The sequence below is a fragment of the Mariniradius sediminis genome (assembly GCF_021491425.1).
GTDB lineage: Bacteria > Bacteroidota > Bacteroidia > Cytophagales > Cyclobacteriaceae > Mariniradius > Mariniradius saccharolyticus.
Genome location: NZ_JAKEVZ010000062.1, coordinates 1 through 320, shown reverse-complemented (window position 1 = coordinate 320; position 320 = coordinate 1). Strand labels below are relative to the sequence as shown.

General features: G+C 41.9%; 1 protein-coding gene. It reads left to right on the top strand.

Annotated elements, in window-relative coordinates:
• On the top strand, positions 1-271 hold a 271-nt coding region (locus L0U89_RS20290), incomplete at its 5' end, for an Hsp20 family protein (RefSeq protein ID WP_234863192.1).
• Between the last annotated feature and the right edge of the window lie 49 nt (positions 272-320).

The following is a 320-nucleotide window of genomic DNA, read 5'->3' as shown; positions in this document are numbered from 1 at the left end:
GTTTGACATGCCGGGTCTTTCCAAGGAACATGTTAAGGTATCAGTGGAGGATGATGTGGTTGTTATAAAAGGTGGCCACAAGAGTGAACAAGAACAAGGTGGAGATGATTCTTGGTCAAGCAGAAGCTATAGTTCCTATGATACCCGCTTGAAGCTTCCGGATAACTGCGAGAAGGACAAGGTTAAGGCAGAGTTGAAAAATGGGGTGCTGTATATCACCATTCCTAAGACCAAGGTTGAACGCAAGGTTATTGATGTGGAAGTTAAGTGAGATGCTTAGGCTTTGTATTTTCCACCATGTTCTTACTTTTTTTTATCAA